Annotated in this window: 24 protein-coding genes, 1 tRNA gene, 1 pseudogene and 1 riboswitch; of the genes and pseudogenes, 15 read left to right on the top strand and 11 right to left on the bottom strand. The window is 63.0% G+C overall.

The annotated features are described in order from the left end of the window. Window positions 1-173: 173 nt before the first annotated feature. Both msrA and EB230_RS15530 read right to left on the bottom strand, forming a co-directional pair. Complete coding sequence (gene msrA / locus EB230_RS15535; protein WP_172373070.1) at window positions 174-692, bottom strand: peptide-methionine (S)-S-oxide reductase MsrA; 519 nt, start codon at window positions 690-692, stop codon at window positions 174-176. Between the two features lie 206 nt (window positions 693-898). Continuing rightward, entirely contained in the window at window positions 899-2,467 is a 1,569-nt protein-coding gene (locus EB230_RS15530; protein WP_056571623.1) for a glycosyltransferase family 39 protein, read from the bottom strand. 176 nt (window positions 2,468-2,643) lie between these two features. On the opposite strand from EB230_RS15530, the gene EB230_RS15525 reads away from it, so the two are divergent. After that, complete coding sequence (locus EB230_RS15525) at window positions 2,644-3,351, top strand: hypothetical protein (RefSeq protein WP_056571620.1); 708 nt, start codon at window positions 2,644-2,646, stop codon at window positions 3,349-3,351. 204 nt (window positions 3,352-3,555) lie between these two features. Here the strand turns inward: EB230_RS15525 and EB230_RS15520 are convergent, their stop codons facing one another. Together EB230_RS15520 and EB230_RS15515 are read right to left on the bottom strand one after the other, a co-directional pair. Then, window positions 3,556-3,954 (bottom strand): GNAT family N-acetyltransferase, encoded by a 399-nt coding sequence (locus tag EB230_RS15520; RefSeq protein ID WP_246738969.1) that lies wholly within the window; start codon window positions 3,952-3,954, stop codon window positions 3,556-3,558. A 480-nt stretch (window positions 3,955-4,434) separates the two neighbouring features. After that, on the bottom strand, window positions 4,435-5,589 hold the full coding sequence (locus tag EB230_RS15515; RefSeq protein WP_172373066.1) for an NAD(P)/FAD-dependent oxidoreductase: 1,155 nt from the start codon (window positions 5,587-5,589) through the stop codon (window positions 4,435-4,437). A 65-nt stretch (window positions 5,590-5,654) separates the two neighbouring features. On the opposite strand from EB230_RS15515, the gene EB230_RS15510 reads away from it, so the two are divergent. Continuing rightward, the gene (locus EB230_RS15510) at window positions 5,655-6,107 is read left to right on the top strand and encodes a MarR family transcriptional regulator (RefSeq protein WP_172373064.1); all 453 of its coding nucleotides are present in this window, start codon (window positions 5,655-5,657) and stop codon (window positions 6,105-6,107) included. 32 nt (window positions 6,108-6,139) lie between these two features. Here EB230_RS15510 and EB230_RS15505 read toward each other — a convergent pair whose 3' ends face one another. The 4 genes from EB230_RS15505 to EB230_RS15490 all read right to left on the bottom strand — a co-directional run bounded on the left by EB230_RS15505 (window position 6,140) and on the right by EB230_RS15490 (window position 8,025). Continuing rightward, entirely contained in the window at window positions 6,140-6,493 is a 354-nt protein-coding gene (locus EB230_RS15505) for a hypothetical protein (RefSeq protein WP_172373062.1), read from the bottom strand. Window positions 6,494-6,559: 66 nt separating this feature from the next. Next, window positions 6,560-7,252, bottom strand: a complete 693-nt coding sequence (locus EB230_RS15500) for a terminase family protein (protein ID WP_246738968.1) — start codon at window positions 7,250-7,252, stop codon at window positions 6,560-6,562. Continuing rightward, entirely contained in the window at window positions 7,230-7,625 is a 396-nt protein-coding gene (locus EB230_RS15495; protein ID WP_056571604.1) for a hypothetical protein, read from the bottom strand. The genes EB230_RS15500 and EB230_RS15495 overlap by 23 nt, the downstream gene beginning before the upstream one ends. Next, the gene (locus EB230_RS15490) at window positions 7,618-8,025 is read right to left on the bottom strand and encodes a hypothetical protein (RefSeq protein WP_172373058.1); all 408 of its coding nucleotides are present in this window, start codon (window positions 8,023-8,025) and stop codon (window positions 7,618-7,620) included. Before EB230_RS15490 ends, EB230_RS15495 begins: the two co-directional genes overlap by 8 nt. Window positions 8,026-8,246: 221 nt before the next feature. Between EB230_RS15490 and EB230_RS15485 the strand changes: the two are divergent. Both EB230_RS15485 and EB230_RS15480 read left to right on the top strand, forming a co-directional pair. Then, a pseudogene (locus tag EB230_RS15485) lies at window positions 8,247-8,561 on the top strand (transposase); the annotation flags it as partial. Window positions 8,562-9,026: 465 nt separating this feature from the next. Continuing rightward, window positions 9,027-9,590 (top strand): hypothetical protein, encoded by a 564-nt coding sequence (locus EB230_RS15480; RefSeq protein ID WP_172373056.1) that lies wholly within the window; start codon window positions 9,027-9,029, stop codon window positions 9,588-9,590. Between the two features lie 109 nt (window positions 9,591-9,699). Here the strand turns inward: EB230_RS15480 and crcB are convergent, their stop codons facing one another. Further along, a complete protein-coding gene (crcB, locus tag EB230_RS15475; RefSeq protein WP_172373054.1) occupies window positions 9,700-10,131 on the bottom strand; it encodes a fluoride efflux transporter CrcB in 432 nt (143 codons plus the stop codon). A 70-nt stretch (window positions 10,132-10,201) separates the two neighbouring features. Continuing rightward, a riboswitch (Fluoride riboswitch) is annotated at window positions 10,202-10,264 on the bottom strand. Window positions 10,265-10,550: 286 nt separating this feature from the next. Here crcB and EB230_RS15470 point away from each other — a divergent pair. Together EB230_RS15470 and EB230_RS15465 are read left to right on the top strand one after the other, a co-directional pair. Continuing rightward, window positions 10,551-10,820, top strand: a complete 270-nt coding sequence (locus tag EB230_RS15470) for a hypothetical protein (RefSeq protein WP_056571594.1) — start codon at window positions 10,551-10,553, stop codon at window positions 10,818-10,820. A gap of 211 nt (window positions 10,821-11,031) precedes the next feature. Continuing rightward, a complete protein-coding gene (locus EB230_RS15465; protein WP_056571591.1) occupies window positions 11,032-11,337 on the top strand; it encodes a hypothetical protein in 306 nt (101 codons plus the stop codon). 43 nt (window positions 11,338-11,380) lie between these two features. Here the strand turns inward: EB230_RS15465 and EB230_RS15460 are convergent, their stop codons facing one another. After that, window positions 11,381-11,809: a DoxX family protein gene (locus tag EB230_RS15460; RefSeq protein WP_172373052.1), complete on the bottom strand. Its 429-nt coding sequence runs from the start codon at window positions 11,807-11,809 to the stop codon at window positions 11,381-11,383. A gap of 647 nt (window positions 11,810-12,456) precedes the next feature. On the opposite strand from EB230_RS15460, the gene EB230_RS15455 reads away from it, so the two are divergent. From EB230_RS15455 to EB230_RS15440, 4 genes are all read left to right on the top strand, one after another. Further along, window positions 12,457-12,636, top strand: coding sequence for a DUF3606 domain-containing protein (locus tag EB230_RS15455; RefSeq protein ID WP_027052489.1), 180 nt, complete (start codon window positions 12,457-12,459; stop codon window positions 12,634-12,636). 41 nt (window positions 12,637-12,677) lie between these two features. Further along, window positions 12,678-13,121: a GFA family protein gene (locus EB230_RS15450; RefSeq protein WP_056571585.1), complete on the top strand. Its 444-nt coding sequence runs from the start codon at window positions 12,678-12,680 to the stop codon at window positions 13,119-13,121. Window positions 13,122-13,237: 116 nt separating this feature from the next. Beyond that, on the top strand, window positions 13,238-13,474 hold the full coding sequence (locus EB230_RS15445) for a DUF982 domain-containing protein (RefSeq protein WP_056571581.1): 237 nt from the start codon (window positions 13,238-13,240) through the stop codon (window positions 13,472-13,474). A gap of 27 nt (window positions 13,475-13,501) precedes the next feature. Beyond that, entirely contained in the window at window positions 13,502-13,747 is a 246-nt protein-coding gene (locus EB230_RS15440) for a DUF982 domain-containing protein (RefSeq protein WP_056571578.1), read from the top strand. 310 nt (window positions 13,748-14,057) lie between these two features. Here EB230_RS15440 and EB230_RS15435 read toward each other — a convergent pair whose 3' ends face one another. Further along, on the bottom strand, window positions 14,058-14,351 hold the full coding sequence (locus EB230_RS15435) for a hypothetical protein (protein WP_056572137.1): 294 nt from the start codon (window positions 14,349-14,351) through the stop codon (window positions 14,058-14,060). Between the two features lie 515 nt (window positions 14,352-14,866). On the opposite strand from EB230_RS15435, the gene EB230_RS15430 reads away from it, so the two are divergent. From EB230_RS15430 to EB230_RS15410, 5 genes are all read left to right on the top strand, one after another. Beyond that, the gene (locus EB230_RS15430) at window positions 14,867-15,136 is read left to right on the top strand and encodes a hypothetical protein (RefSeq protein WP_081294881.1); all 270 of its coding nucleotides are present in this window, start codon (window positions 14,867-14,869) and stop codon (window positions 15,134-15,136) included. Window positions 15,137-15,173: 37 nt separating this feature from the next. Continuing rightward, window positions 15,174-15,247, top strand: a tRNA-Gln gene (locus EB230_RS15425). Between the two features lie 154 nt (window positions 15,248-15,401). After that, window positions 15,402-15,608 carry a hypothetical protein gene (locus tag EB230_RS15420; RefSeq protein ID WP_056571572.1) on the top strand — a complete coding sequence of 69 codons (207 nt, stop codon included), beginning with the start codon at window positions 15,402-15,404 and terminating at the stop codon, window positions 15,606-15,608. A gap of 137 nt (window positions 15,609-15,745) precedes the next feature. Further along, window positions 15,746-15,991, top strand: a complete 246-nt coding sequence (locus EB230_RS15415) for a DUF982 domain-containing protein (RefSeq protein ID WP_056571570.1) — start codon at window positions 15,746-15,748, stop codon at window positions 15,989-15,991. Between the two features lie 146 nt (window positions 15,992-16,137). Then, entirely contained in the window at window positions 16,138-16,371 is a 234-nt protein-coding gene (locus tag EB230_RS15410) for a DUF378 domain-containing protein (RefSeq protein WP_056571567.1), read from the top strand. The last annotated feature ends 12 nt before the right edge of the window (window positions 16,372-16,383 follow it).

Raw genomic sequence — 16,383 nt, 5'->3', positions numbered from 1 at the left:
GGCCCCCTTTCGTCAGGACTGGCTTCTGATAAATCTTCTTCATGCTTCCCCCGTCGGATCATCCGCGCAATTGCGGCAATGCCACCGCCCGTCAACCGTCATGCGATGGCTGGCCGAGCGGCAATCGGTGAGGCGATTATAGTCCCATGCCGTGCGAAAGCCTATCCGTAAACTTATGAGACGGCTTTCTCACGAACCGGCAGCTTCCAGCCTGGCCTGACGAAATGGCAGGTATAGCCGTTGGGATATTTCTCCAGATAATCCTGATGCTCGGGCTCGGCCTCCCAGAAAGCACCTGCCGGTGCGACTTCAGTAACGACCTTGCCCGGCCACATGCCGGAGGCATCGACGTCTTCAATGGTGTCTTCGGCGACGCGCTTTTGTTCGTCGCTCGTATAGTAGATCGCGGAGCGGTAGCTCATCCCGACATCGTTGCCTTGGCGGTTGCGCGTCGTCGGATCATGGATCTGGAAAAAGCGCTCCAACAATGTGCGATAGCTGATCACGGCCGGATCGAAATTGATCTCGATGGCTTCGGCATGGGTGCCGTGGTTGCGATAAGTGGCATTGGGTACGTCGCCGCCGCTATAGCCGACACGAGTGGAGATGACGCCGGGGTAGCGCCGTATCAGATCCTGCATGCCCCAGAAACAGCCGCCGGCAAGCACCGCGCGTTCGGTCGAAGTCGCCATGTCACGTCTCCTCAAGAAAGCAATTCAGGGGAAACGCTAGCTGTTTCCAGCCTGAATTGCACAACAAATTGGATTTCCCACAAATGGGCATTGTCGGCGGCTTCGTCCAGTCGACTGGAAGTGAACGCGGCGCCTACAGGGTGCGTGCGACCCATGCACGAACGAAACTATCACGATGCGGAACGGGATCGACCGCTCGACAGGCTTCAGTTGCGCGGATGCCGGGTCCGGCTGTCGGCGGCAAGCGGCAAATACCGCGTGCCGGGCGGAATGGCGGCAAAATTGATCGTCACTGGCGGCGCCCCGCGCGACCAGTTGAAAAGAACGGTCTTGACCGGGATGTCGTCCAGCCATGCCCGCAGTTGCGGCGGCACATCACGCCCCGACCAAATCATCAGCATGCCGTGGTCGCGCAGCCGCTGTGTTGTGATCCAGGGCGCGAACCGCGTATTGAGGTCGGTGAAGATCGAAGGCTTGTCATAGGCGTTGAGGCCCGCCAGCATGGCCAGATTGGTATCGCCGCCGACAATGTCGAGCCGGCCGGGCACCGCTGCGTGCCAGACCGCCTCGGCCTCGTCCGAGATCGGTTGCGCCGGCCAGCAGACGGCGTCCATGCGCCCCCGCACATTGCAATCCGTCCAGCGGATCGCCGCATAGGCGGCCGACATGGTGACGATGCAGGTGAATGCGCAGATCGCCAGCCTTCGCATCTCGAAGGCACCAAGCCGGTGGCCGAGGAAGGCGAGCGCCACGACGCCGACAAGATTGTACATCGGCGCGCCCCAGGATTCACCGGTGCCGGTGAACAACGAGGCCAACATGATCAGGACCGCCGGGCCGAGCCCCATCCATACGAGATAGACCAGAATGCCGCGTTCGACGGGCGCTTCTGGGGCAGGCGAACGCCGCAGCAGCCCCGATATCGACAGGACCAGGAGAAAGCCGGAGAGCCCGGCCATCTGGACACCGATGTAATACAGGCGAGCACGGTGTTCCGTCACCCAGGCGTCGCGGTCGGCGAAATAGGTCAGCGGCAGGAAATCGATGCGGTAGAGTTCGATGGCCAACGGCGCGGCGACGGCGAGAAAAACCGCAAGGCCGAGCCATGGCCAAGGCGTTGCAAGCCGGCCGCGCGCGCGCGCGTCGGACAACAGCCAGAGAGCGCCGAAGGAAAGCAGCAGGCCGGTGGAGAACTTGGCATAGAGCCCGACGCCCGACACCAGTCCGAGCGCCAGCCACCAGCCAGGTCCACCACCGCGGCCGGCACGCCAAAGCAGCCAGCATATGGCCGCCCAGAACGGCATCTGCGCATAGTCATGATTGAATTGCGGGGTCGGCCAGCCGAAGAAATAGACCGACGGCATCAAGAGCACCGCGGCCAGCGCGCGGCTTTGCCCGAGCATGTCGCGGGCCAGCAGATAGACCAGGACGAAGGTCGACGAGATCGTCAACTGGGCGAGCAGATATTGCGGCCAGCGGAACGATCCGGTCAGAAGATGGCTCGTTTCAAGCAGCCAGCCGGGAAGCTGCGGATGCTTGTAGGTCAACAGCACCCATTCGCGGCCCCACATGAACCCTTCCACGACATCGCCAGGCGGCGCGGGGTCGATCAGCGCCGGCACCATCGTCCAGCACACGATCTGCACCAGGCACAAGAGCGCCAGCAAATACCAGGGATGACGAAGCAGGCCGGACCAGACCGACGAACGGTCGATGCCCGCGACAGGCAACCCGCCCGGCAGCCAACCATCTATGGAGTCGTCAATTCCCGTCATGCGGCGCTTAAATCACACCGACCGGTTCGCCGAACAGCCCCAACGTCGAAGCTTACGAAAAAGTATACTTGCAGGCCATTGCAGGACCAAGATTGAGCGGGAATTTCAGCGCTCCATTGCCCTCCCCGACAGAACAATCCGCATATCTGATCCTGTCTGAACCTCCCGGATACTCAATGCGTCACCAGCATGCCGTCATCCACCACCGCGCGTTCGATTTCTGGCTGGCGCGCGCGGCTGTCCTCGTCATCATCTGCCTGCAGCTTCTGGTCATCAACGATCTCTCGTTCGGTCCCCGCTGGCTGGCGCCGGCCCTCGAGGCGGCGCTGCTCGTGCCGCTGTCGGTCGCCACGGCCTGGACACAGGTCGCCACCCAGAAGGCGGTCGAGGAGGAGCACTGGTATCTGGTCGGCCGGTTCCGCGTCATGATCCGCAGGACGGCCCTGGTGATGACCGGGGTCGTCAGCATCATGAACTGCGGCTCGCTGGTGTTCCTGGTGCGCGCGCTGCTGGCGGGCCATGCCGGCTCCAGCGGCCAGACGCTGCTGATCGACGCGCTCAACATCTGGGTCACCAATGTCATCATTTTTGCCTTGTGGTTCTGGAGCACCGATCGCGGCGGGCCGCCGACCTGCGGCCTCGTCAACCGCGCCCATTCCGATTTCCTGTTCCCGCAAATGACCTTGAACGACCGCGAGATCCGCGACTGGCTGCCGGGCTTCGTCGACTATGTCTTCCTCGCCTTCACCAATGCGACGGCGTTTTCGCCGACCGACACCTTGCCGCTCTCCCAGCGCGCCAAGCTTTTGATGATGGCCGAGGCGATGATCTCCCTGCTGACGATCGCACTGGTCGCGGCCCGCGCCGTCAACATCCTGGCCTGATCCATGTCGTCCAAAAGTGACCTCGGCTTCGGGAAGACGACATGCGTAAAAAACAAAGCCCTGAAGCGCGCCGCATGAATCCACTTCGCCGCGGCGCGCTTTAGCCCAAAACGCAAAAAAGCCCGCTCCGGCGAACCGGAGCGGGCAGTTGGATTGTCCGCGACTGTCGTGAAGCCGGAGCGCGAGGTGGAGGATCCACCACCCTCAATCCGCGCCGAGGTCGCGTTCGAAGACCACCTGGTCGCGCAGCGGAATGCCGTTCACAGCCGAGCCTTCGGGGTAACCGGTCGATGGCCCGAAGGCGTCCTGCACGATACGGTACATGCGAAATCCCTGTCGCTGGTAGAAACGCAAATTGCCGATATCGGCCGTTGCGGTCGAGACGATCAGGCGCCTGCCGTTGCGCTCGCGGCAACGGGTGATTGCCGCCGCGACCAGGGCACGCCCCAACCCCTCGCTCTGCCTTGCCGGGCGGACCGCGAGGCTCTTGAGTTCGAACACACCGCCCTCACCTGTCTCGATGACCTGCGCATGGCCGACGATCCGACCGCCATCGCGCGCGACAAGCACCTCGCCCCGATCGATGTAACTGGAAATCTGCATGGGGGAATCGTCTGCCAGGGCAAACAGAGGCCGTAAAGCCTCACGGTTTCCGTCGTATCGTTCAATAAGCATTCGCAGGTCCGGAAGGGATCAACGCCACCGCGAGTTCGGCGGCCCTGCTCTGGATATAGCAGCGGCCGGTCAGAAGCCACAAATGCAAAAATCCCGCCCTTGCGCGAGCTGTCAGGTGGAGATTTCGGCACGCAAAGCCTGCGGCTATTCCTCCGGGGCCGGACTGAACTTGCGCACGATCACCTCGAACAAAATATCCGAAAGGCGGCAACGATCGCCTTGCGCTCTTCGGGCGAATAATGCGCGGCATCGTCGATGGTCATGAAGGTGACGTGTCGGGACATGGCGGGCCTGATTCAGCTTGTGAGATGACCACTGCATGGCGCTGTTCAGGCGTGGTTTTTTGGGGTCGGATGCGACAGTTCTTCTCCCCTTGTGGGAGAAGGCGGAGCGCGCTCTTCGATCTTTTTACCCAGCCGCCGCCCGCATCTGCGCATGCTGCCGCACATGCTCCAGCGTCAGCTCCAGCCCGATATGCGACAGCTCGGTCGCAGCCGCCTCCGCGGCCTGCGTGGCCGGTTCCGCGACGCGCTCGAACATCTCCTGTTCGTAAAGCTTCACCGCTTGCCTCCAGTCACCGGCCTCGACCAGGTGGCGGGCGAGTTCGGCGGCGTCGAGCATGGCGGCGTTGACGCCCTCGCCGCCGAAGGGCGACATGACATGGGCGGCGTCCCCCAGCAGCGTCACGCCGACCCGGTTCGGCCAATGGTGGCCGATCGGCAGCGCGTGGATGGCGCGGGCCACGATATGGTCGTTGCTGGCCGCGATCAGCGCGACGAGCTCCGGCGCCCAGCCCTCGAATTCGGCCATGAGGCGGGCTCGCGCCGCCGCCGGCGAAGCGAAATCGAACGTCCTCTCCGCCCAGTCGGCGGGCACGCGGAAGATGGCATAGCCGCGCAGATGCGCATTGGCGTTGCGCTGCACGATCATGCCGCGGCCGTCGCCCTCGGCGCCGATCTTGCCGCGCCCGACCAGTTTCGACAGCGCCGGATGGCTGGCGTCGACATCGTCGATGCCGAACTCGATGAAGGTGAGCCCGGAATATTGCGGCCTGTAGCGCGAGACCAGCGGCCGCACCCGCGACCAGGCGCCGTCGGCGCCGACGACGAGGTCGAACGGGCCGAGCAGGTCGGCGCCGAAGGCCAGGTCATAGGCGCCGTCGGGGCGCGCATGGACTTCGCGCAGCTCCCTGCCCCATTGCACCGCGCCCGCCGGCAGCGAAGCGAGCAGGATGTCGCGCAGCGCCGAGCGGTCGACTTCCGGCCGGTCGCCGCTGTCGTCGTCATCGGCCAGCACCAGCCGGCCGTCCTTGTCGTAGAGCCGGCTGCCCTGGTCCTCGTAGCGGGCGATGCGCAGGAATTCCTTTTCGAGGCCGGCGCGCCGCAAGGCGAGCTGGCCGGAGTCGACATGCAGATCGAGCGTGCCGCCCTGCGGCCGGACCAGCGCATGCGCCTCGCGCTCGAAGACGGTGGCGGCGATGCCGTTGAGATGCAGGATGCGCGCCAGCGTCAGGCCCGCGGGGCCCGCGCCGATGATGGCGATGCGCAAAGGGATTACGGTCATGGACAGGGGTCTCGCATTGATTTATATAGGAACCTATACAATAAACATAGGCACCAATGCAAGTCATGACCGACTGGACCCTGTTCTCGAACCCCGCCCCGCTCATCAATATGGCAGCGCGCAGCCTCGCCCGTCTCGGCGAGCGGCGGGTGAAAGCCTTCGGCTTCTCGATCGGCCAGATGCCGGTGATCTATCTCCTGCGCGGCGGCGCGGCGATGTCGCAGAAGGAACTGGCGCGCTTCGCCAAGATCGAGCAGCCGTCGATGGCGCAGATGCTGGCACGCATGGAGCGCGACGGCCTGATCCGCCGCACGCCCGACCCCAATGATGGCCGCAGCAGCCTGATCTCGTTGACCGAAGCGGCGCTGAAAAAACTGCCCGCCGCGCGCGAGGCGCTGGACGAAGGCAGGGACGAGGCACTGGCCGGTTTCAGCGAGGACGAGGTGGCGACGCTGCTGGGCATGCTCAGGCGGCTGAACGAAAACCTGGACCGGATGGTGGCGCGGGAGGTGGAGTGAGCAAGTTCAGGCCCCCAGGTTCCGAGGCCCACCTAGCTCTTATACCCCTCGTTCAAGCAATCATTCTTCCAGGCCCAGTCGAAGTCGGCCCGCGACATGGACTGGCCCATGCCCGGCTCGACAAACGGACCGGCGGTGTTGTCGATATAGACGATGAAGCGCGCCTCCTTGGTGAAGGTGCCGACCTTGGCGGTGATGACACCGCAGGTCTGGCCGGACGAACTGTCGCCGGTAATCTGGACATGTGAGAATGTGGCGGAAGGATCGCTCACCAGCTTGTGCATCTTGCCTTCGGCGGCACTGATTGCATCGGCGCGCCAATCGCCGCTGCCGCTACAGGCTGAAAGCAGGGCGCAAAGGAGAAGCAGTTCCGCAATCTGGCGCATGTGGGACCCCAAACGTCGCACCGGACGCTACCCGGCCACCGGTTGCCGCAAAAGCGGTATTGCGGATCATGGTTTCGCGGCGGTTGACCCCTTCCCCATCCTCTCCACCTCCCCCGCCGACAGGAACAGCAGCACCACATCGCTCATCCCAAGCAGCGGCGTGAACGTCACGATCGTTATCCCGCCGGTCGCGTTGGTGCGGGTCAGGCCTTCGGAATAGATGTCGAGCGGCGGTTCCTCGTCGAACCAGACGCCATGCAGGGTCTCGCCCTGCCATTTCTCGCGGCCCTTCTCGAAACTCTTGAACGACAGCACGCTCTCGCCGGCCTGCACATCGCCGCCGCCGCCATGGCGCACCACGACGCTGTCGAGTGCGCCCGGCGCGCCACGGCCCATGATGGTCTGACGAATGGCATCCGCCGGGATCATGCCGGTGCCCCAGGCCGCCTGCTGCTGCGGCGGGCCGACCAGCACGCGCTGCGGGTTGTCGCGCGTGCCCTCGCCGGTCACGCCGGCGGCCCAAAGCCGCACGGGCGTGTCGAAGACCTTGCCTTGCCACCACTGGGGGTAGCGGCCCGTCAGGTGCATCGCCCATTCCGCGCCGCCGGCCCTGGTCTTGCCGAGCTGGTTGCCGGCCATGAACAGGCGCTCGCGATTGACCGCTCCTGCCGCGTGAAACTCCGCCTGGCGCGGATACGGTCTGTACGCCGCCAGCTGGTTGCTGCGTCTGCGGCGGTCAAGTTCCGCCAGCAGCGCCAAATATTCCGTCTTCGCGGCGATCGGCGGGCTCTTCGAGGAACGGCCTGACGACGGCTTCGAGGGCCCGGATGCGGCTGCGGATCTGTTCATCGCTGAGGGCGTCCAGATGGTTGACGGCGGCGACATCGAAATCCTTGGGCAGGACTGAAAGCACGATCTTCAGATACTGGTCGGGCTTGTCGGCCCGCACCTCGGCGATGACGCCGGCGCCGTGCGCGCGGAAATCGGCCCGCACGGCGGCAAGAAAGTCGTCGCCCAGCGTCTTTTTCGGCCGCTTCGGCCGAGGCGTCGGCGCGGCCGCCTCGCCGGCCGGCTTGCGCCTTGCCGGTCTTGTCTTGCGGCGCGCCGGCCCGGCGCCGGCTTCGTCAGCCATCGACCTGGCCCATCGCCTTTGCGGCGGCATCGCTGGCCGCCTTGCCCGCCTTCGGCATCGATCCGACCGGCTTTCTCGAGCGGCTGGTTTTCTTCTTGGCCCGCTTGGCGCGCTTCGGCTTGGCGGTCGCGGCAGTTTTTGCCGCACCGGCGCGTTTTGCCATGCTGGCCTGCGCCTTCAGCCGCGCCAATACGTGACCGATGGCATGCCCGCCAATGCCGGGCCGCGGAAAACCAAAGCCGCCGGCAGCATCCCGCACCATGCCGATCAGCACGCCAGGTGCCACCAGTTCGACCCGGCCCAGACGCGGCCGTGGCGCGGCGCCCTCGAACTCGCCAATGGCGCTGACGATGTCGCGGCCGTCATCGTCGGTGATGATGGTGGCATAGCGTTGGGTCATCGGATTCTCGCAGAGGTCGCGTTCTGTGGCGCCCCCCTCTGTCCTGCCGGCATTTCAACGTCGGCACAAAGCCGTTTCGCTCGGTGAGATCGCCAAAAACACAAAACCCGCCTCGGCGGCGGGTCGTTGCCGCAAATCAGCACCATGGACGAAATGATAGCTCGGCTGCCCTCACCCGGTCAAGGAAAAAATTCCTAATTGTATACTTGACGTATCAGACGCGCACCGGCTAGGAATACGCGTCGCACAAGACCACCAATCACACTGGCGGCGAATACGTTCGTTACGAAGCCGACCGCATAGTCCACACGAACACGATTGAGAACGTGTTCTCAGTCTTCAAGCGCGGCATGGTCGGCGTTTACCAGCATTGCGGCGAGGCTCATTTGCACCGCTACTTGGCCGAGTTCGATTTCCGTTACAATCGTCGCAGCGCTCTGAAAGTCTCGGATGCGGAACGCGCTACTGATCTGCTTCGCATGGCCTGCGACAAGCGCCTTACCTATCGGCGGATTGGTGAAGTCGGTCACGCCTAAGCAAAATGCGCGAAAGCTTCTTCGCTTGCGAAAGAAACACCGACTCGACTCTGAGTAGGCGTTTCATCATTATTTTACCGGTCTTGTGATTCGGTCGTCACCACACCTCGCGGGCACACCTCTATGGCGGGCCACTGCCCGAGAAAGGAGGTGATACGCATGAGCAAGACCTACAAGATCGGCCAGAGTGCCGTGACGGGCCGCTTTACGTCGGTGAAAACCGCCATAAGCAAACCCACCACGCACATCGTTCGCACGATCAAGAAGTGACGTAGCCTACTAGGCTACTGACCTTCCGGACGGTTGTTCTTCGCGGGATGGCCGTCCGGTTTCAGTTTTGCATCAGCTTTGCTTAATGGCCGGTTAACCGGCTTGTTCCCCGTTTTATGGTCCGGTGGGGTTTTTAAGAGGCGACGCAACACCTCGTCGCCCTTTTCCTAGTCTTTGTCTTTGGGAGTTTCTAGCATGGACAACAAATTCCGTAACCTTGATTTTGATCCGAGGAACTTACCGAAAGAGTACCTAGAGGCAATCGGTATGGCATGCACCTGTTATGCGCAAACCGAGGACCATATTCAGATGGCTATAGCCGGACTGCTAGGAGTCGATATGGAGATTGGTTGGGCAGTGACAACCCACATGACTCTTCCTTTGAGAGAAAGTGTGTTGAAGTCACTGACCGACATCAAATTCGATGACCTGTCAGATGTTGAGGAATTTGACCGCCTTTTGGCAAAGGTGAGTGAAGCAGCTAACAAACGAAACCAGATAGTGCATCATATGTGGTGCATCGACGAAGACACGAAAGAGGTATTTCAAGTTCGAGCTCAAGCGCGCGCTCGCGTCAATGTCGATGTTATGCCGGTGTCACTCGAAGCTATTCGGGCCGATGCTGGTTTCATCTACAATGCGGGAATAGAACTTTTCCGTTTTATCATGACCAAAAATCTTCTCCCGACGCTTCCGTCTCGCACCCGCGCGCGCTTCGACAAGCGCAAGGCGATCAAGGACAAGCGCCGTGCTAAGTGACTGGACATCGTCTGCGGTAAGTGTCGGCCTGTCTGTGTGAAGCATAGGATTTTATTCCTTGGCACGTCAAGTATAATGGGAAAAATTCCTAGGCCTTCAAAACTCCGCCTCAAGCCTCCTCCTCGATCATGCTCTGCGCGACCTGCGTGGCGCCGCCATTGATCCGGGCGGCGATGATGTGGCCGAGCGCCACGGCACCCACGCACAGCAGCACCGAGAGGCCGATGTTGAGGGCCGCCCGGCCGAAGCCGCCGGCGCGCAGCAGGTCGAGCGTCTGCAGGCTGAACGACGAAAAGGTCGTGTAGCCGCCGCACAGGCCGATCATCACGAACAGGCGCAGGCTTTCTGAGGCGGGATAGCGCCCGCCGGCCAGCGTCAGCGTGCCGAAGAAGCCGATCAGCAGCGAGCCGCTGATGTTGATGATGATGGTTCCCCAAGGCAGTTCACTGCTCACCGGCAGCGCCCAGGTGGAAACGAGGTAGCGCGCCAGCGTGCCGAGCGCACCACCGGCCATGACCAGAAGACAGTTCGAAAAAGACATGCTCGATCCTCTCTGAGACGAGCACATCGGCCCGCCATGGCGGCGGAATCGACAGATTCCCACCGCGGTTTTCGCGGCAGGAGTCATCAGCCATCACTGGCGGTTTCGGGAGAACCCCATTCCCATCACTGGTAAGATGCCAGACATCTCCCATTACTGGCAAGATGCCAGAGCGCGGCCGCTTCGACAAGCCGGCCGCGGCGGGAGGCTGAAAACACAAAACCCGCCTCGGCGGCGGGTCGTCGGCGCAAATCAGCACCATGGACGATATCATGGCACAACTGCCCTCACCGGACAATCGGATGGCCAACGGCCGATATCCGGCATTGGCTAGCCGGCTTTTCTTCAGCCCGCAGCTGTGGGATCATCGGTTGAAGCTCATGGAATGATTCCCGTCACGGCCTTTGTGGGAGAGGACGATGGACAGACCAGCCATGGCATCCGTTTTCAGGATGCGACATGCTCCAGCCTCGGTTTCCGGGGTGCGAAGTACCGGCCAGGGACAGGCCGATCCGGTGATCCGCGTGAACTCGCTTGGCGAGGCGATCCGCTTCGTCGCGGGTGCATACCCCAACTACGACATCGGCGCCGTTGCCATCACGTGCGGCGATCCGTCGATCCCGCGCCTCGGCAGCCTGGAGGTCAAGGCGCTGTGGCGCGAATATGGCGAACGCCTGACGCAGGAATAGACAGTTTCCCACGACAGACGGCCTGCCCGTCGTCCGGATCGAAGATGACCGTACCCGGCGCCTTCATCGGCTGGTCGGGATTGCGGCGGCGATCCCGCTGGTGCTGCTGGTCGCGCTGTTCGCCGACAGGATCCGAGGCGGCACGCTTTGGCTCCGGATCTGAAACGCGGCTGGCGCGTTTCAGCTACGGTGAATAGAGGGAGCAATCGTCATGAATGTCGCCAACCTGCAACTCGAGGGCCTGCTGATGGCCGTCGCCTCGATCAACCATGTGCTGGTGCGCAAAGGCGTGCTGACATCGGAGGAGATCGATATCGCCCTGCGCAAGGCCGAGGCTGGCGAGACCAGCGAGGAGCGGTCCGGCGGCATGTCGGCGTCGAGCCGTGACGCTGTCAACTTCCCGATCCGGCTCCTGGAGCTCGCCAACCAGTGCCAGCCGGAGGCGGACATGCCCTCATTTTCCAAACTGGCCCGCATGGTCGGCCAGATGAAGGAGCCATATAACGACCAGATGTGAGATCAGCCGTTTCACGGAAACGGCTGACTCCTCTGATCATCCCCTATGCCCTGCCCGGCCAGCCCGGGTTCAGCGCCAGCGTCTGTCCCGGTCCGTGCACCGCCGCGAACAGCAGTCCGGCGATGAAGGAAAAATGGTCGACGAAGAAGCCGAACTCGGCCTGGTTGCCGGCCCAGTGGCTGGGGCCGTGGAAGGCGAAGGCCAGGAACAGCACATAGGCAGCGGCGACAAGGGCCGCCTGCGTGAAGAAGGCGCCGCTCAGGAAACACAGTACCAGCGCAACCTCCAGGATGGCCGCGCACCAGGCGAGGAAGAGAGGGAAGGGAAAGCCGGCGGCGGCGATGAAACCCGCGGTGGCGCCCATGCCCATGGACTTGAAGGTCACCGCCATGAGGAAGACGGCGGCAAAGATCAGGCGGGCAATGAGAAGGGCCGTGGTCTGCCACGGCGATTGAGCGATTTGCGACGGCATGACTTTCTCCAGGGGTTTGAAAACCGTTTCGCTCCCAAGGACGTGCGACCTTAGGCGGTTCCGACATCCCCCTCGCGAATTTACCTGAAAACCCATAAGGGACCGCCCGCCGCCACGGTGGCAGGCGGTCACCCCGCTTCAAACGCCCTTCCGCCCCGGCCGAGTCGCTCGCCACAAAAATCGCGAAACTTGTTCGTAACCATGATCGTGGTAGCCTTAGCTTGGGCTAATGCACAGACTTGTCTGATGCAGTGTTTGGGTGGGTTGAGAATTGGGCGCGCGTGTCAGGCTGGGGACGGGACCCTTTCTGGTCGGGTCATCGGTGGTGGAGTGCAATGGCTGCGGCGGCAGCGGGCAGGTTTTCCAATGCCCGCGCTGGACAAGCTCCAACGGCCTTTGCTGTCCCGCGGGCACCCACCATCGTGGCTGCCCCGGCGCCAGCGCGCCCTGCGCAGAATGCGGCGACACCGGTCACCGCGACGCCGGCCCGGTTCATTCGCCGGCCTGAACAACGGCTTGCAAGCCGTTCCTGCCGGGGCGATCCGCCGTCATGGAACCAGCAGCGCCGATCGCTGTTATGTCTGATCGCGGCATCGCGTGGTACAATGTGCGCGCGACCATGCGGCTGACAGAAAGCGAGGCCCGCCATGCCTGACGACAAATCGAAGATCAAACAGGACCGCAAGCTGGTTTCGAGCGAGGAAACCTACGAGGTTGCCGCGTTTGCCCGCAAATACGGCATCCCGCAGAGCGAAGCCCAGACCATCATCAAGCGCTACGGACCTTCGCGCAAGAAGCTCGACAACCATATGGCGGCGCGCGGATAGAGGGCGGCTGCCGCGAGCCGCGAGAACGGAGGGCCGCGACCATGTCCGACACCATACGCAGGACCGGCAGCTGCCTGTGCGGCGGCGTGCATTTCGTCGTCACCGGTCAGCCGACGCGGGTCGGCCTCTGTCATTGCAAGGACTGCCGCAAGGCGGGCGGCTCGGTCTATTCGGCCTTTGCCATCTGGCCGCGCGATGCCTTCGAGACATCGGGCGAAGTCGCCACTTACGGGACGCGCAGCTTTTGCCCGACCTGTGGCGGCCGCGTGGCCTGGGTCGGCGACACCGAGGCCGAAATCATGCTTGGAAGCCTCGACGTCGTGCCGACCGACCTTGCGCCCGAATATGAATTGTGGATCAGCCGCCGCGAGACCTGGCTGCACGCCTTGCCGGGCGCGGAGCAATTCGAGCATGACCGGCCGCGGGCCGAAGACGCCGATCCGCCCGCGCCGCGACCTTTGTCGGACGCCGTCGCTGGCGACTGAAAATTGATCCTTCGGGCCTGGAACCCTCCCCTGCCAGCGACGTTATCCGGCGCCCCTTAGGCATGCCGCGGTTTCCTCGGACCGCGGGCCAAACCTACCCGTCACGGAGACTTCAGTTGAACGACAAGATGTTTCCCCGACCGATCCGCCTGAAATTTGCCCCCGAGCGCGAGCGCGTGGTGCGCAGCGCCTGGGAGGGCCTGGAATGCCTCGGCGACTGGCCGTCCGGCCAGGGCCGGCGATACCGGGCGGCGTTGCGCAGCTGCCGCGATGCGCTGGATGGCTGGACGCCGCCGGAAAAGGCGATGCGGGCCATGATCGATGCCGCGCGCGAAGCAGACATCCTCCGATAACTGAAAACAAATGGGGCGGGAAAAACAATGGCCGATGTGATGCTGTCGACACCAATGCGCATCAAACCGCACGGCTCGGACACGATCCGTGAGGTGGTGAGCCTTCAGGACGCCAGCGAGATCCTGATCGACTGGCCGCATGCCAGCCGCGGTCCCTTCTACCAGGCCGCGCGCGAGAAGGTGGAGGCGGCGCTGGAAAACAAGGACGGCGCGGCACAGGCGCAGGAAGCCTTCACCGCGCTGTGCGATCACGCCGGCGTTCTGGTTCGCTAGAACATTCCAGGAAACTGTGAAGCGGTTTCGCCTGACAAAAAAGCAGGCGATGCCCTCGCCTGCTTTTTTGCGGAGCGGGTCTTTTATTGGGCCGGCAGGTCGCCATCCACGATAGGATGAGACGTTTCGAACCCGAAACTCTTCGGCGCCATCAGCATAAGGACGATCACGATTGCGATGGTGGCAATAAACGTGGCTGTGTTAGCAATATCCCTCAAGTTTCCCGTCCTTTCAAATCCGATTCGTTAAGGAAACGTTTCCCGATCTGTGAGGTTCCATTACCCCGGCGGCAAAGCCGCCAGCCTGGCTTCTACTTGGACGGCGGCTGCGCCGGCACTTGGCCGGGCTTGATCACCGGCGTGTTGCCTTGGTCGGGCGCTGGCGCCGCCATTCCCTGGTCGCCGGTGGCCGGCGGCTTCAGCACCCCGCCGCAATCATTGAGCTTTTCAGTCAGATTGCCGTCGCCGGACGGCTGCTTGCCTTGCGCCGGCTGGACACGGCATTTGTCGGCTTGCTGGGCCGGGTTCTGCAGCTGATCCGTCTGTGCCGCCGCCGGCAGCGCTGCCAACACCAGCATCAGGGACGCGATGGCGAGAGGTTTCATCTCGGCCTCCTTCTCCTGCGCGGCCGCCCCGTGGCGACCTTCCTTTCGCAGGGACAACGCCTGTCGGCGCAAAAGGTGGCATCCAAGGCGGTGATAGGATCAAGGCGGACGTCGGCCCACCTGCAAACCGGATCAGCGGGTTTCCCCGGCATCGTCCTCGGACGGGGCAGCCGGCGGGTCCGGCCTTTGCGGGCACTCCTCATAGCGGTGGTCGCGGCCGCCGCAGAAGGAACAGCACATCGCCTCGCGGCCCTCGTCTCCGGGCCACCACCGCGGTGTTTCGTAAGCTTTCCTGTCCATTCCCAGCAATGCGCGACACGCGATTTGGTTGCGCCGATGGCCGCGCCGCGTTCAGGCCTCATGCTTGGCCTGTCGCGGAACCGGCGGGACGAAGGATGAGTTCTGTGGACAATGAGAGCCCGCTCGGGGATCCTCCGGCAAAAGTGAAGCGGCTTTCGACCGAAACCGCGTTAGAAGAGGTAACAATGATATCGGTTCGCTTTCGAATCTTGTTGATGACCTTGGGCACCGTGCTTGCGGCAACCGGTCTGGCCGAGGCGCGGCCCGACAGCCGTTCCATGAACTGCGCCGAAGTCCAGGCCATGATCCAGAGCCGCCGCGCGGTGGTGCTGACCACCGGCCCGAACACCTATGACCGCTATGTCAGGCAGTTCGGCAATGAATGCGACTGGCCGGAAGTGCCGATGTCGGCCTATATTCCGGCGCGCGACGGACACTGCCCGGTTTATCGCTGCGAAGAGCCGGTCAACAACTTCCCGAATTGACGCTTCGCCGTACTGGCGCCATAACCGTTCCAGCTTCTCCCGCTTCGTCTAATGGTAGGACAGCGCCCTTTGAAGGCGTGAATCGTGGTTCGAGCCCATGAGCGGGAACCAGTCTTCGACCGGCTGGAGCAATTCCGGGAAACCGTGAAACGGTTATCCCATGGAATTGCGTCTACGAACTCCCGGTTTTGGAACCGGTGCTCCTGAAACCATTTCATGGACCCCGCGTTGACGACCTGGCATGGCCAGACACAGGAGGCATTTCATGACCGTCAACTGCCGCATTTCCATCGACAACCGGCCGGACGCCACCGACGCAATTTTCCAGGCGGTGCCCAGGATCGGAGAAAGCGTTTCGCTGTCGGTCGACGGAAGCCCGCAGGACCTGCGGGTTTCGCGCGTCGTGCATGTCCCCGACGGGACACTGGATGGCGCAGCGATCATCGTCGAGGTGACGACCAACATCCTCTAGCCCTGCCCGCCGCCGGTCGGGGGATGGTTGCCGTCGCCGCCGACGGCCACCACCGAGCCTCACGCGACAGTGACTGGCAGGGATGAAACTTTGCGCCGACGCGAACGTTCAATATCCGCAACGCCGTCGAGGTTCCAATGCAGACCGCTTGGTTTTCCAAACCCGTGGTGGTTTCTGTCGGTGTCACCGGTGCAACCCGCAACCTGTCCAACACGCAGCAAGCCATCGAATTGCTCACGACCCATTGGCGCGATGCCGGTAGCCTGAAACATCAGTCCGCGCTGCGCGCCTGCCGCCGGGCGACCAGCGGCGACATGTCCCCCGATACCGCCAGGGAGGCCTTTGTCGAGGCCGCGCGCGAAGCGCACATACTGGTCGAGTAGGAACTGGCTGGTCGAATGGGAACCGGTCGCCGCCCGAATTCACGGGCCGCGGTCCCTATTCACAATCTCGTGATCGATGGAACCGACTGAAACGACAGGCGTTTTTTTGCAGGCGTCTTTTTGTCAGGCAACATCAGGAGGCGTTTATGCGCATCATGAATCTCGTCACGCTCGCCCTCATCATCCTTGGCGGCCTCAACTGGCTGGCCATGGCTGTGACCGGCCATGATATAATCGGCACGATCCTTGGGGGCGCCATGCTGGCCCGCCTTGCCTATCTGATCATAGGCCTTGCAGCCATATGGCAGCTCATGCCGGGCTTCCAGAGCTTCACCGTTGGAGAAGTCGATGCCGAGAGGCATCTCCCGCATCATCGGTGACCGGCAGGCCGG

The sequence above is a fragment of the Mesorhizobium sp. NZP2234 genome (assembly GCF_013170765.1).
In the GTDB taxonomy this organism is placed as follows: domain Bacteria; phylum Pseudomonadota; class Alphaproteobacteria; order Rhizobiales; family Rhizobiaceae; genus Mesorhizobium; species Mesorhizobium loti_D.
The sequence above is the reverse complement of the archived record's forward strand: the minus strand, read 5'-3'. Positions and strand labels throughout refer to the sequence as shown.

Bases quoted from the DNA above. Each gene is read 5' to 3' on its own strand.
- msrA (WP_172373070.1), bottom strand. From the start codon at position 692: ATGGCGACTTCGACCGAACGCGCGGTGCTTGCCGGCGGCTGTTTCTGG.
- EB230_RS15530 (WP_056571623.1), bottom strand. From the start codon at position 2,467: ATGACGGGAATTGACGACTCCATAGATGGTTGGCTGCCGGGCGGGTTG.
- EB230_RS15525 (WP_056571620.1), top strand. From the start codon at position 2,644: ATGCGTCACCAGCATGCCGTCATCCACCACCGCGCGTTCGATTTCTGG.
- EB230_RS15520 (WP_246738969.1), bottom strand. From the start codon at position 3,954: ATGCAGATTTCCAGTTACATCGATCGGGGCGAGGTGCTTGTCGCGCGC.
- EB230_RS15515 (WP_172373066.1), bottom strand. From the start codon at position 5,589: ATGACCGTAATCCCTTTGCGCATCGCCATCATCGGCGCGGGCCCCGCG.
- EB230_RS15510 (WP_172373064.1), top strand. From the start codon at position 5,655: ATGACCGACTGGACCCTGTTCTCGAACCCCGCCCCGCTCATCAATATG.
- EB230_RS15505 (WP_172373062.1), bottom strand. From the start codon at position 6,493: ATGCGCCAGATTGCGGAACTGCTTCTCCTTTGCGCCCTGCTTTCAGCC.
- EB230_RS15495 (WP_056571604.1), bottom strand. From the start codon at position 7,625: ATGGCTGACGAAGCCGGCGCCGGGCCGGCGCGCCGCAAGACAAGACCG.
- EB230_RS15490 (WP_172373058.1), bottom strand. From the start codon at position 8,025: ATGACCCAACGCTATGCCACCATCATCACCGACGATGACGGCCGCGAC.
- EB230_RS15480 (WP_172373056.1), top strand. From the start codon at position 9,027: ATGGACAACAAATTCCGTAACCTTGATTTTGATCCGAGGAACTTACCG.
- crcB (WP_172373054.1), bottom strand. From the start codon at position 10,131: ATGTCTTTTTCGAACTGTCTTCTGGTCATGGCCGGTGGTGCGCTCGGC.
- EB230_RS15470 (WP_056571594.1), top strand. From the start codon at position 10,551: ATGGACAGACCAGCCATGGCATCCGTTTTCAGGATGCGACATGCTCCA.
- EB230_RS15465 (WP_056571591.1), top strand. From the start codon at position 11,032: ATGAATGTCGCCAACCTGCAACTCGAGGGCCTGCTGATGGCCGTCGCC.
- EB230_RS15460 (WP_172373052.1), bottom strand. From the start codon at position 11,809: ATGCCGTCGCAAATCGCTCAATCGCCGTGGCAGACCACGGCCCTTCTC.
- EB230_RS15455 (WP_027052489.1), top strand. From the start codon at position 12,457: ATGCCTGACGACAAATCGAAGATCAAACAGGACCGCAAGCTGGTTTCG.
- EB230_RS15450 (WP_056571585.1), top strand. From the start codon at position 12,678: ATGTCCGACACCATACGCAGGACCGGCAGCTGCCTGTGCGGCGGCGTG.
- EB230_RS15440 (WP_056571578.1), top strand. From the start codon at position 13,502: ATGGCCGATGTGATGCTGTCGACACCAATGCGCATCAAACCGCACGGC.
- EB230_RS15435 (WP_056572137.1), bottom strand. From the start codon at position 14,351: ATGAAACCTCTCGCCATCGCGTCCCTGATGCTGGTGTTGGCAGCGCTG.
- EB230_RS15430 (WP_081294881.1), top strand. From the start codon at position 14,867: ATGACCTTGGGCACCGTGCTTGCGGCAACCGGTCTGGCCGAGGCGCGG.
- EB230_RS15420 (WP_056571572.1), top strand. From the start codon at position 15,402: ATGACCGTCAACTGCCGCATTTCCATCGACAACCGGCCGGACGCCACC.
- EB230_RS15415 (WP_056571570.1), top strand. From the start codon at position 15,746: ATGCAGACCGCTTGGTTTTCCAAACCCGTGGTGGTTTCTGTCGGTGTC.
- EB230_RS15410 (WP_056571567.1), top strand. From the start codon at position 16,138: ATGCGCATCATGAATCTCGTCACGCTCGCCCTCATCATCCTTGGCGGC.